General features: G+C 64.6%; 13 protein-coding genes. 2 read left to right on the top strand and 11 right to left on the bottom strand.

What is annotated here, in order from left to right:
• Positions 1 to 88: 88 nt before the first annotated feature.
• A complete protein-coding gene (locus ABIA90_RS04465; RefSeq protein ID WP_166094615.1) occupies positions 89 to 412 on the bottom strand; it encodes a hypothetical protein in 324 nt (107 codons plus the stop codon).
• A gap of 106 nt (positions 413 to 518) precedes the next feature.
• On the bottom strand, positions 519 to 1,292 hold the full coding sequence (locus ABIA90_RS04460) for a ferredoxin--NADP reductase (protein ID WP_063983946.1): 774 nt from the start codon (positions 1,290 to 1,292) through the stop codon (positions 519 to 521).
• 157 nt (positions 1,293 to 1,449) lie between these two features.
• On the opposite strand from ABIA90_RS04460, the gene ABIA90_RS04455 reads away from it, so the two are divergent.
• Positions 1,450 to 2,646: an amidohydrolase family protein gene (locus ABIA90_RS04455; RefSeq protein ID WP_038932039.1), complete on the top strand. Its 1,197-nt coding sequence runs from the start codon at positions 1,450 to 1,452 to the stop codon at positions 2,644 to 2,646.
• A 125-nt stretch (positions 2,647 to 2,771) separates the two neighbouring features.
• Positions 2,772 to 3,455: a hypothetical protein gene (locus ABIA90_RS04450; RefSeq protein ID WP_354117418.1), complete on the top strand. Its 684-nt coding sequence runs from the start codon at positions 2,772 to 2,774 to the stop codon at positions 3,453 to 3,455.
• 4 nt (positions 3,456 to 3,459) lie between these two features.
• Here ABIA90_RS04450 and ABIA90_RS04445 read toward each other — a convergent pair whose 3' ends face one another.
• The 9 genes from ABIA90_RS04445 to ABIA90_RS04405 all read right to left on the bottom strand — a co-directional run bounded on the left by ABIA90_RS04445 (position 3,460) and on the right by ABIA90_RS04405 (position 12,244).
• Positions 3,460 to 3,849, bottom strand: a complete 390-nt coding sequence (locus tag ABIA90_RS04445) for a hypothetical protein (RefSeq protein WP_354117631.1) — start codon at positions 3,847 to 3,849, stop codon at positions 3,460 to 3,462.
• A gap of 165 nt (positions 3,850 to 4,014) precedes the next feature.
• Entirely contained in the window at positions 4,015 to 4,470 is a 456-nt protein-coding gene (locus tag ABIA90_RS04440; protein WP_208086152.1) for a MarR family winged helix-turn-helix transcriptional regulator, read from the bottom strand.
• 14 nt (positions 4,471 to 4,484) lie between these two features.
• Positions 4,485 to 5,189 (bottom strand): ABC transporter ATP-binding protein, encoded by a 705-nt coding sequence (locus tag ABIA90_RS04435; RefSeq protein ID WP_085404805.1) that lies wholly within the window; start codon positions 5,187 to 5,189, stop codon positions 4,485 to 4,487.
• Positions 5,186 to 5,971, bottom strand: a complete 786-nt coding sequence (locus ABIA90_RS04430; RefSeq protein WP_063983951.1) for an ABC transporter ATP-binding protein — start codon at positions 5,969 to 5,971, stop codon at positions 5,186 to 5,188. The genes ABIA90_RS04435 and ABIA90_RS04430 overlap by 4 nt, the downstream gene beginning before the upstream one ends.
• On the bottom strand, positions 5,968 to 7,857 hold the full coding sequence (locus ABIA90_RS04425) for an ABC transporter permease (protein ID WP_354117417.1): 1,890 nt from the start codon (positions 7,855 to 7,857) through the stop codon (positions 5,968 to 5,970). The genes ABIA90_RS04430 and ABIA90_RS04425 overlap by 4 nt, the downstream gene beginning before the upstream one ends.
• Before the next feature lie 153 nt (positions 7,858 to 8,010).
• Complete coding sequence (locus ABIA90_RS04420; protein WP_354117416.1) at positions 8,011 to 9,213, bottom strand: ABC transporter substrate-binding protein; 1,203 nt, start codon at positions 9,211 to 9,213, stop codon at positions 8,011 to 8,013.
• Between the two features lie 80 nt (positions 9,214 to 9,293).
• The gene (locus ABIA90_RS04415) at positions 9,294 to 9,878 is read right to left on the bottom strand and encodes an amino acid synthesis family protein (protein ID WP_063983954.1); all 585 of its coding nucleotides are present in this window, start codon (positions 9,876 to 9,878) and stop codon (positions 9,294 to 9,296) included.
• Positions 9,879 to 9,893: 15 nt separating this feature from the next.
• Positions 9,894 to 10,790 (bottom strand): UPF0280 family protein, encoded by an 897-nt coding sequence (locus ABIA90_RS04410; protein WP_354117415.1) that lies wholly within the window; start codon positions 10,788 to 10,790, stop codon positions 9,894 to 9,896.
• Positions 10,787 to 12,244 carry a 6-hydroxynicotinate reductase gene (locus tag ABIA90_RS04405; protein WP_354117414.1) on the bottom strand — a complete coding sequence of 486 codons (1,458 nt, stop codon included), beginning with the start codon at positions 12,242 to 12,244 and terminating at the stop codon, positions 10,787 to 10,789. The genes ABIA90_RS04410 and ABIA90_RS04405 overlap by 4 nt, the downstream gene beginning before the upstream one ends.
• Positions 12,245 to 12,362: the final 118 nt, after the last annotated feature.

Below are 12,362 nucleotides of genomic sequence, written 5' to 3'. Positions count from 1 at the left end.
GGATCACCGTATTGGTTGGTGGCGCCTCAACCAGATGGTGTGTACGCGGCGACGCGCAAGGGCCGGAACCGCGCGAAGAGAAGAGAGCCTATCCGCGTCCCGGCGAGCGCTGACCGGTCTTGCGCTGCTGATTGGTGTAGGCGTCCCAATGGCTCCAGCTACCGTTGGCGAGGCTTTGCAGATCGGTGCCGAGGGGGCGGCGCGTGCGCTTGTCGTGATCGGCGACCACGCGCTCGGACTGCGCGATCTTGCGCTTGAGTTCCGCAATCGCCTTCTGGGTCTGCCCGTCCCGCTTCGAAGACGCGATCTCGCCCATCGTGAAGCGCGCGGTCTCGAGCGCCTTCAACTCGGCGCGGTTCTTCTTCAACTGAACCCGGTGCCAGGCGATGTTGCTGTCGCTGTCCGCAACCATGTGGGAACTCCGCTGATTCGTTCCCACAGTGTATCGCGCACGGAATCGGCGCCGCAACGCCCGCCGAACGGCGGAAATACGGTCTTATTGCGCGAAAAATCTGCGATCAGCGCTCGGCAAAGGCCTTTTCGACCACGAATTGGGCCGGCTCGCCGTGGTTGCCCTCAATGAGGCCACGCTCGCCCAGCAGCACGCGGGTGTCAGCGACCAATGCCGGGCTGCCGCAAATCATGACCCGGTCATGGGCGGCTTCCAGCGGCGGCAGGCCGATATCGGCGAACAGCTTGCCTGAGGTGATGAGGTCGGTGATGCGGCCGCGGTTGCGGAAGGGATCGCGGGTCACGGTCGGATAGTAGATCAGCTGATCGCGGATATACTCTCCGATCAGTTCGTCCTTCGGCAGCGTCTCGGTGATCATCTCGCCATAGGCGAGCTCCTTCACATGCCGGCAGCCGTGCAACAGCACGACCTTCTCGAACCGCTCATAGGTCTCGGGGTCCTTGATCACGCTCAGAAACGGCGCGAGGCCCGTGCCGGTGCCGATGAGGTAGAGGTTGCGGCCCTCTTCGAGATTGTCGATCACCAGCGTGCCGGTGGCCTTGCGGCTGACGATGATCTCGTCGCCTTCCTTCAGATGCTGGAGGCGCGAGGTCAGCGGACCGTCCGGCACCTTGATCGAGAAGAACTCCAGCGTGTCCTCGTAATTGGCGCTGGCGACGCTGTAGGCGCGCAGCAGCGGCTTCTCGCCGACCTTGAGCCCGATCATGGTGAATTCGCCGTTGCGGAAGCGGAACGTCGGGCTGCGGGTGGTCTTGAAAGAGAACAGCGTGTCGGTCCAGTGGTGGACGCTCAAAACGCTTTCCTGATTGAAATTGCTCATCTCACCTTCCCTGTCGCTTCCAATGCGGTTCCGAGGCGGGCAGCTATGCGTCGTTTGTACACGATCATTCGTGTACTAATGAATAATCCTGCTTGCTCCCGGGGTCAAGGCTGCCCAAGATCGCGAGCGTTGCAGTTAGGAACAAGGAGCCCCTTCCATGGCGCATGACGCCCCCCAGGCCACCGGACCCTCGAAGCTCGTGATCCGGAATATCGGCCTGATCCTGTCCGGCGCCCTGGAAAAGCCGATCCTGGACGGCGACACCATCGTCGCCGAGAACGGCAAGATCACTGCGATCGGCCGCTTCAAGGACCTCAACACCGAAGGCGCGACCACCATCGTCGAGGCCAACGGCACCACGGTCGCGCCCGGCCTGATCGACAGCCATGTCCACCCTGTGGCGGGCGACTGGACGCCGCGCCAGAACCAGATCGGCTGGATCGACAGCAATTTGCATGGCGGCGTCACCACGATGATCTCAGCCGGCGAGGTACACATGCCCGGCCGCCCGCGCGACGTCGTCGGGCTGAAGGCGATGGCGATCTTCGCCCAGCGCGCATTCTGGAATCTGCGCCCGGGCGGCGTGAAGGTTCACGCCGGCGCACCGGTGATCGAATGCGAGATGGTCGAGGAGGATTTCAAGGAGTTGGCCGCCGCCGGCGTCAAGCTGCTCGGCGAGGTCGGCCTCGGCGGCGTCAAGGACGGCCCGACGGCGCGCAAGATGGTCGGCTGGGCCCGCAAATACGGCATCCAGAGCACGATCCACACCGGCGGCCCCTCGATCCCCGGCTCCGGCCTGATCGACAAGGACGTGGTGCTGGAGGCCGACACCGACGTGGTCGGCCACATCAATGGCGGCCACACCGCGCTTCCCGACGACCAGATCCGCTGCATCTGCGAGGGCTGCAAGCGCGGCCTCGAGATCGTTCACAACGGCAATGAGCGCTCGGCCCTTTTCACGCTGCGCATCGCACGCGAGATGGGCGACCTGCACCGCGTCATCCTCGGCACCGACGCTCCGGCCGGCTCCGGCGTGCAGCCGCTCGGCATTCTGCGCATGGTCTCGATGCTATCCTCGCTCGGTGACCTCCCGGCCGAGATCGCGTTCTGCCTTGCCACCGGCAACACCGCGCGAATGCGTCAGCTCGATTGCGGCCTGATCGAGGTCGGCCGCTCGGCCGATTTCGTCATCATGGACAAGGCGCAGCACTCGCCCGGCAAGACCATCCTGGAGAGCGTGCAGCTCGGCGACCTCCCCGGCATCGGCATGACCATCATCGACGGCATCGTGCGCACCCAGCGCAGCCGCAACACCCCGCCGGCCGGCCGGGTGCCGGAAGTGGTGGCGAAGTGACGCAGCCGGAGCAGCTCGCCGCTTCGCGTCGCGCCTCCAAGGCATTGAACAAGTCTGCTGCCTGCTGCGTCTAACGCAGGCAGCCCTCGGCGGCGGCAGTACATTGCTGGACCATCGAGGGAGACATGAAAAGTTCGCTGCGGATTGCCGCCGGCATCGCCGGTGCGGTGGCAGGCTTCATCGCCACGATCGGGCTGCTCGAGCTGACCGGCTTCGGCAATCGTGCAGACCCGATCACGACGGGGCTGGTCGCCCTGTTTGTCATCGCCCCCATCGGCGCAGTCATCGGCCTGGTGCTCGCCACCAAGCTGGCGACACGCAAGGACGACAATAGCGGCGGCCTCGCACGCAACAGCCTGAAGTCACTCGGCGTCGTCGTCCTGCTCTGCCTCGCCGCCGGTGTCACTTACGCCGTCTACGCGTATACGACCGCCACGCCCTGGCTCAATCCGAACGCCAGCAATCCGCTGCTCGTGTTCGAGGTTCGCTTTCCGGCCGGCGTCGTGGTGCCGACGTCACCGCAGGGCATCGCCGTCGAATTGCAGACCGACCTCAACACCATGCCGGGCGAAGTGACCCCCGCGGCCTTCTATCGTGATGGTGAGCAGCCTGTCATCGCAGGCGAAGTCGAGCTTGCCTTTAGAACCTCGCACCGGCAACTCACCGTCAACATCCAGGGCCAGCCGAGCCGGATCTATCCGATCGACTTGACGGCCCGGGCGCCGCATACGCAGGAGTTCGGCACGTGGCGGCGGCTCGCCGATGGCAGCGAAATCCGCTACCGCGCCAAATGGCCGGGGAAGACGTAAGGGATCAGCGCTTCTTTGCGATCTCACAGCGCACGTAGGTCTGGCGCTTGGCCTGGCCGACCGGGCCATTCTCGATCACCAGCCGGCTATCCGCCGCAACGGAGACTCGGGGATTGGAGCGAAACTTTTCGCCCTCGCCTTCGCAGGCAAGCCGCATCTTCCAGCTTTGCTTGCCGTCTGCGGTGATCTCGCTGGCGCGGCAGCGCGTCTCGTACCAATAGAGGCGGTTGCCGCCTTCGATGCTCATCCGGCTAGCGCTGTCCTGATCGCGGCAATCCTTCTTGGTCGACGCCCAGAAGCCCTCGTAGGGCTGTGCGGCAAAGGCGGCAGTGCAGCTGCTCGCCAACGCGGCAGTAAGACTCAGAACCATCGCAAATCGCGTGACTGCTCGCATGACGACAACCTCGATAAACCCTTCATCGACGTTAGTCGCCAGTTCCCGCCCCTTGTTCAACTGCCGTAGGGTGGGCAAAAGGCGCGAAGCGCCGTGCCCACCATCTTTGCGACTTGAGGAAGAACGGTGGGCACGCTTCGCTTTGCCCACCCTACGAGACCGTCCTCACCGCAGCTTGTTCAACAGCGCCATCAGCATCTCGCGCTCCCTGGCGTCGAGCGGCGCAAGCGTTTCCCGGGTGATCGCGAGCGCACTCGGCGCGACCTTCTCCGCAAGCTGCTGACCGGCGCGCGTCAGGCTGACCAGAAGCCGCCGTCCGTCCTCGGGATCCTGGCTGGTCTCGGTCAGGCCTCGTGCGGTCAGGCGGTCGATCACGCCCTTGATGGTCGCGACATCCATCGCCGTCAGCCGCCCGAGCTGGTTCTGCGAGCATGGCCCGGTCTCGGCCAGCTTCGACAATGCCGCCCATTGCGTCGGCGTGAGATTGGTGCCGATGTCGCGCGAGAAGATCGAGCTGTGGCGCTGCCAGACCTGACGCAGGATGAAGCCGACTTGCTCGTCGAGCACGTAAGACAATTTTGCCGGTTTGACGCTTTTCTTCGCCGCAACGCTTCTCGCCATCCGCTCCCCGCCCCTTACAACGACAGATGCGCGTCGCGGACATCCGGACGCGCGTCGAGCTCGGCCATGGTGCCGCCGAAGCAGATACGGCCACGCTCGATGATATAGGCGCGGTCGGAAATCAGCCGCGCAAAATGCAAATTCTGCTCGGACACGACGATGCTGACGCCTTCCTTCTTCATGGTCAGGATGGCATCGACCATCTGCTCCACGATCTTCGGCGACAGGCCTTCCGAGGGCTCGTCGAGCAGCACCAGCGACGGATTGCCCATCAGCGTGCGCGCGATGGTGAGCATCTGCTGCTCGCCACCGCTCATGCGGCCGCCCGGTCGGTTCTTCATCTCACCCAAATTTGGAAACAGCGCGAACAGTTTTTCGCGGGTCCAGTGCGGGGCGTTCGGACGCTTCGGCTGCCGGCCGACCTCGAGATTCTCCTCCACCGTCAAATCAGTGAAGATGCGCCGCTCCTCGGGCACGTAACCAAGCCCGTCGCGCACGATCTCATGCGTCGGGCGCGCCGAGACATCCTTGCCCTCGAACATGATGCGCCCCGAGCGCTGGGCAACGAGCCCGACGATCGAGCGGAACGTCGTCGACTTGCCGGCGCCGTTGCGGCCGAGCAACGCCACCACCTCGCCCTCACCGACCTCGAAACCGATGTCGAACAGGATATGCGCCGGGCCGTAATGGCTGTTGAGGTCTTGCACCGTGAGCTTCATGCGGAGGCTCCATGCCCGGCATCGTAAAGCAGGCCCTCGCCGAGATAGACGGCCTGCACCTGCGGATTGCCGCGCACCTCGGCCGGCGATCCCTCGGCGATCAGCGTGCCGCGGTTGAGCACGATGATGCGGTCGGCATGCTCGAACACCACGTCCATGTCGTGCTCGGTGAAGAGCACGCCGATCGATTTTTCCCGCGCGATCTGCGCCGTCAGCCGCATCAGGTCGACGCGCTCGCGCGGCGCCATGCCGGCGGTGGGCTCGTCCATCAGCAGCAGCTTGGGTTCGTTGGCAAGCGCCACCGCGAGCTCGAGCCGCTTGAGGTCGCCATAGGCGAGCTCGCCGCAGGGACGATCGGCGTAGCCGCCCATGCCGACGAGCTCGAGCAGCCGCCCGGCCTCGCCGCGGTCGAAGTTCGGCGCCGAGCCGAAGAGATTGAACAGCTGCTTGCCGTGCGAGATCAGCGCGACCTGCACGTTCTCGCGCACGGTCATCGTCGCGAAGGTCGCGGTGATCTGGAAGGTGCGCCCGACGCCGAGCCGCCAGATCTCGCGCGGCTTCTTGCCGGTGGTCTCCTCGCCCAGCAGGCGGACATGGCCGGTATCAGGCTTGTTCTGGCCGTTGAGCATGTCGAAACAGGTGCTCTTGCCCGCGCCGTTCGGACCGATCAGCGCCAAAATTTCGCCTGATCGCAGCGAGAACGAGACGCCGCGCACGGCGTGGATGCCGCCATAGGATTTGGACAGGCCTTCAACCGCGAGAAGTGGGGGTGCGACGCTCATTCGACGGACTCGATCGGCTTGGCAAGCAAGGGAGACCCCGGCGGCGATGTCTTCCTGCGCCGTTGCGCCAGCATCTCCAGCGTGCCGACGATGCCCTTGGGGAAGACGACGACGATCAGCACGATGAAGCCGCCGAGCACGAGCTTTGACAGGTCGGTCTGGCTGACCAACCAGATGTTGAGCGCCTTGTAGACGATGGCGCCGATCACCGCGCCCGATACCGTCTCGACACCGCCGAGCAGCACCATGACGAGCGCGTCGACCGATAGCGAGATGCCGAGATTGTCGGGGAAGACGCTGCCCTTGAGGTAGGCGAACAACGCGCCGCCGATGCCGGCGGTCGTGCCTGCGATCACGAACGCCGTCCACTGGATGCGCTTGGCATTGATGCCGACCGCCTCGCTGCGCAGAGGCGAGTCGCGCGTGGCCCTGAGTGCGTAGCCGAACGGCGAGAATACCATGGCCCGAAGCGCGACCGTCACGAGCGCCGCAACGCCGAGCGCCAACCAATAGAAATGCCCCGGGCTCGCCGCCCAGCTTGACGGCCAGACGCCGAGTATGCCGTTGTCGCCGCCCGTGACACTCACCCACTGGAACGCGATCGACCAGACGATCTGCGCAAACGCAAGCGTCAGCATCGCGAAATAGACGCCGGAAAGCTGCACCGCGAAGAAACCGAACACGGCAGCGCCCATGCAGCCCAGCAGCGGCCCGAGCAGCAGGCACACGACCATCGGCAGCCCGGCCATCTTGGCGAGGAAGGCGACGCCGTAGGCGCCGAGACCGAAATAAGCGGCATGCCCGAAGGACGCGAGCCCACCGACCGACATCAGGAAATGCAGGCTGACGGCGAAGATCACGAAGATCGCAATCTCCGAACCGACTGTGAGAACATAATTGCCGGCGAACAGCGGCAACGTCGCCGCGATGACGAGCGCGGCAAGCGCAGCGAGCCGCTCGTTCGACGTCAGCGGCCGCCAGGGATTAACGGTGAGGCCTGGTGTCTTGCGCGCGGGCGCCTCGGGCTTGCCGAAGAGACCCCAGGGCCGGACGATCAGCACCACCGCCATCACCAGGAAGACCAGGATGATGGAGATCTTCGGGAAGATCAGGATGCCGAAGGCGTTGAGCTCGGAAACCAGCACCGCCGCAACGAATGCGCCGACGATGCTGCCGAGGCCGCCAATCACGACCACGACGAAGACCTCGACGATGATACGCAGATCCATGGCGTGATGCACGGCATCGCGCGGGATCTGGAGCGCGCCGCCGAGTGCGGCGAGGAAGACGCCGACCGCAAACACGGATGTGAACAGCCATTTCTGGTTGACGCCAAGCGCTGCGACCATGTCGCGGTCCTGCGTCGCCGCGCGCACCAGCACGCCCCAGCGCGTGCGCTGGAACAGCAGCCAGAGAATGCCGAGTACGACCGGGCTGAGCACGATCAGGAACAAATCGTAGCTCGGGATGTTCTGGCCGAAGAAATCGATGGCGCCCTTGAAGCCCGGCGCGCGGCGGCCGACGAGATCGTCGGGGCCCCAGATCAGCACGACGAGATCCTCGACCATCAAGGTCAGGCCGAAGGTCGCAAGCAGCTGGAACAGCTCGGGGGCATGATAGATGCGGCGCAGCAGCACCATCTCGACGATGACGCCGATCAAGGCCACGGCAAACGCGGCGATGACGATCCCGCCCCAGAAGCCGAACGCTCCCGAAAGCCGCTCGGTGAGCGTGAAGGCGATGTAAGCGCCGATCATGTAGAAGGCGCCATGCGCGAAATTCACGATCCGCGTCACGCCGAAGATGATCGACAGGCCCGAGGCCACCAGGAACAGCGACGCTGCGCTGGCGAGACCGGTCAGAAACTGTACGACATAAAAGGCCATCGGCGGTCCGGGTTAAGAATAAGTCTCAGTATGGGGCTTCATCCTTCGAGACGGCGCTACGCGCCTCCTCAGGATGAGGTCCGGGACCCTCATGGTGAGGAGCGCGGCAACGCCGCGCGTCTCGAACCACGAGGCCCCCGGTTCCTCTTCACATCAATCCTTTGGACGCAGCTTCTCGACTTCGGCGTCGCTGGGCAGATAGTCCGAGCCCTTCTTGTAGACGGAGTCTACCATCACGCCCTTGCCGTCCTTCAGCGCGGTCTTGCCGACATAGGCACCGAGCGTCGACTGGTGGTCGATCTTGCGGAAGGTGATCTCGCCGAACGGCGACGGCATCGACAGCCCCTCCGCCGCGGCGATCAGTTTCTCCGGATCGGTCGAGCCGGCCTTCGCAAGGATCGCAGCGGCCGCCTTGATGGTCTGGTAACCGACGATCGAGCCCAGCCGCGGATAGTCGTTGTACTTGGCCTGGTAGGCCTTCAGGAACGCGTCATGCTCGGGCGTCTTGATCGAGTACCAGGGATAGCCGGTGACGATCCAGCCCTCCGGGGTCTCGTCCTTAAGCGGATCGAGATATTCGGGCTCGCCGGTCAGGAACGAGACGACCTCGCGCCCCTTGAACAGGCCCCGGGTGTTGCCTTCACGCACGAGCTTCACGAGGTCGGCGCCGAAGGTGACGTTGAGGATCGCTTCGGGATTGGCTGCGGCAACCGCCTGCACCACCGGACCCGCGTCGATCTTGCCCTGCGGCGGCCACTGCTCGTCGACCCACTGGATATCAGGACGCTTCTCCGACATCAGCTTCTTGAACACCGCGACCGCGGACTGGCCGTATTCGTAGTTCGGCGCGATGGTCGCCCAGCGCTTGGCCGGCAGCTTGCTGGCTGCTTCCACCAGCATCGCCGCCTGCATGTAGTTGGAGGGGCGCAGACGGAAGGTGTACTTGTTGCCCTTCGACCAGGTGATGGCATCCGTCAGCGGCTCGGCCGCGAGGAAGAACACCTTCTTCTGGTTGGCGAAGTCGCTGACGGCGAGGCCGATGTTCGACAGGAACGTACCCGTCAGCATCGCAACCCCCTCGCTGGAGACGAGCTCGTTGGCCGCGGTCTGCGCATCCGCCGGCTTGCCGCCGTCGTCCTTGGAGACGACGACGAGCTTCTTGCCGTTGATGCCGCCGGCCGCGTTGACCTGTTCGACTGCGAGCTGCCAGCCCTTACGATAGGGCTCGGTGAACGCCGGCAACAGCGAGTAGCTGTTGATCTCGCCGATCTTGATCTCCTGCGCCACGGCCGAGTGAGCCATGCCGCCCGCCAGCAGCGCGAAGGCCGCGCCCACAAAAGTGTTTCTCGTTCGCATCCCAACCTCCAGTTTTGAACTCTCTACGTCTTCAGCGTGATCTTGTCGGAGAAGCTATGCCCGCCTCCCCGGTTCAAACTCTATTTCAAACCGTCTTCGCCCTTCACTTCCGCAACCGTCAGCCCGCCGACGCGCGGCAAGGGGCGGCCGCTATCGGTGACGGCGACCGCGACCATGATCTCGTTGGCGCGCGGCGCGTCGTTGATCTGCACCTCCATGCCGTCGAAATGGCTGCGCACGAAGGCCGCGTCCTTGTGACCAAGCGGAATGTCCAGCGTCGTGCCGGGGCCGCTGCGCTTCTTCGACGACGGGATCAGCGCCGCGCCCTTGCTCAGGACCTTGCGCACCGGAGCGCCCATCTTCGGATGCAGGATAGCCGCCGCATGCTCCAGCTCGCCGTTCTCGCCGACAGCCGCGGCCTTGCCGTAGCTCTGCGCCTTCGCGCCATCGATGCCCAGCGCCGCCACCGCGCGCTTCGCCAGGAGCTCGCCGAGCTCCTCGCCGATCGCGATCAGGGGCGAGAGATCCTCGACATATTTGCCGGCAAAGGGATTTTCGATCACGGCGATCGCCGCTGCGCGCCGCGTCGGCGGCGAGACCTGGCGGCCCATTTCCATCTGCGTCTCTTCGACGACGGTGACGATCTTGCGGATGATCGCGCTCATGTTTCGCTTCCCTGTTCAGGCATAGACCGCGTTCTCCAGCATGCGCGGGCGCGTTCGTTGCTCTTCCATATCCCTGGTTCCGATGACAAGCATATCACCACAAAGCTGCAACACGGCACCCTCGATCAATCCACGATCGAACAATTGCCGTGCACATTCCGCGCCAGATTCCAGCGCGGCCGCGACCTCGTTCTGCGACAATTCACCGACATCGCGGGTGACGAGACGCGCGCCCAGATCGCTGTCGGGCTGAAGCTCGTTCGCAGGCTTTCTGATGATGGCGGGATGCCCGGGCAGATCGACGGCATTGGCGATGACCGTCGCCGCTGCATCGGCCTGCGATGCGGTGGCAGCCAGCACCGTGACCGCGTCGGCAATGCCGAGCGAAAAACTGCGGCCGTGACGCCCGCTGGTCGCGATGCCGCGCACGGGATCACCTGAGTAGACCCTCATCTTGCGCAGCACGCCGGCACGATCAGGCCGATCCATCAGGCCGACCGAAAAATGCTCGCCCTCGCCGAGATGCAGTGCGATATCGCCGCCATTGTTGACATAGGCCTGATCGAGCGTCGCAGCGCCCAGCATGGCGCCAAGAATCTCCTCTGCAACGCTGCCGGCAACCGCGGCCATCGGCGTAATGAAGCAATCGGCGGCATAGGGTGCGACAGCAGCGTGCATCCGACGCGCCACCACGCCCTTCAGCGAAGTCTGCTTCTCAGCGGCCGTCCGCAGTTCCGGCAATTCCGCGCAGAGTTCGTCGAGCAGTCCGGTGAATCGCTGCGCCGCCGCCTCATAGGCCGCACGCACTGCGTCCGCGCGCCCCCTCGCCTCCACGATCAGATCAATCGGTCCATCCTGCAAATGCAGCCGCCGGCCACCAGACAGCAATGCGATTTGCGGGAGCCTGGTCATGCCCAGCGCCCCGGAATCGGGTTCTGCCATGGCAATTGGCGGACGTCGTCACCGTTCTGCACCTCGGACAGCGGCTTCACATGATCCATGTGCCCGCCGAGCGCGGCGTAGTCCGACAGCTTCATCGTGAACTCGATCGGCGCGACCAGCGCGGGCGTCGGAACATAACCGAACGCGCCTGAAGGCATCTGCGTCACATCGACCATGTAGGTGATGCCGCCGCCCGGCCAGACATAAACAGGCGCGCCGCCGCTGGTGACGCGCGTCAGCGCGTCCTTCACCGAACGCGTCAGCCGTACCGGATTGTCGGTGACGCCCGCGCGCAAGGAGCCGCCGGCACCCGCCATGAACAACACCGTGCACAGCGCCGGCTCGCAATTCTCCTGGATGCGCTCGACCGAGAACTTCAGGTCATCAGGCATCTCGGTCTCGACCGGCTTCAGGGCCTCGTCGAGCACATAGTAAGACGAGTGCTCGCCGGTCGTGGAGACCATCAGCATGGAGAGACCAGGCTTGGCTTCCTTGGCATCGAACGGCCCGAGAATCGCCAGCGGATCGGAGATGTTGGTGCCGCCCCAGCCCGTGCCGGGGTCGGCGACCTGGAAATAGCGGCCCGGCGTCGAGCGGCGGCCCTTCATCTTGATGCCGGTGTCGGCGATGTCGAGCAGCTTGCCAGCCTGGTGCTCCGAGAGCACGCCGGTGATGTGGTCGTCGACGACGACGACCTCGTCGACCTTGCCGTGCCATTGCTTGGCGAACATGCCGATCGTCGCCGAGCCGCAGCCGACGCGCATGCGCTCTTCTTTCATGCCGTTGACGATCGGCGGCTGGCCGGCCTGTACCACCACGCTCGCGCCGCCGTCGATGGTCAGCTCGACCGCCTTGCAATTGGCGAGATCCATCAGCGTGTCGCAGGTGACGCGGCCTTCCTTCTTGGAGCCGCCGGTCAGGTGGTGCACGCCGCCGAGCGACAGCATCTGCGAGCCATATTCGCTTGTCGTGACGTGGCCGACCGCCTCGCCCTGCGCGCGAACGGTCGCGGTTTCCGGGCCGAGATAGCGGTCGGTGTCGATCTTCACCTTGATGCCGCAATAGGAGAAGATGCCCTCGGTGACGACAGTCACCATATCGACGCCATCGATCTCGGACGAGACGATGAACGGCGCAGGCTTGTAGTCGGGATAGGTCGTGCCCGCACCGATCGCGGTGACAAAGGTTGAGGGCTCGTGAACGATCTTGCCGTCCCAGTCTTCGGTGCGGCTGAACGGAACGAGCTTGCCGCCATGCGAGACGGTGCGTTCCAGGATCACATGCGGGTCGACACGGACGAGCTTGCCGTCGTGGTTGGCATAGCGGTCGCATGCGCCCGCCGCGCCCGGCTTGATGTAGCACATCACCGGACAGGCATCGCAACGGATCTTGTCGATGGCGGCGCTCGTCGTTTCAGTCACCATGTGCAAAGCCAGCCGACTGCGGTTATCATTCGTATACGAACGATGTTGCGCGCCCTCCCGAAGGCTGTCAAGCGGCGGTGCGGCGCAAAAGATGCGGCTGCCGCATAAAACCCCATTT

The organism is Bradyrhizobium sp. LA6.8 (genome assembly GCF_040547935.1).
GTDB classification, from domain to species: Bacteria; Pseudomonadota; Alphaproteobacteria; order Rhizobiales; family Xanthobacteraceae; genus Bradyrhizobium; species Bradyrhizobium barranii.
Note: the sequence above shows the minus strand (reverse complement) of the source record. Positions and strands in the feature narration are given on the sequence as shown.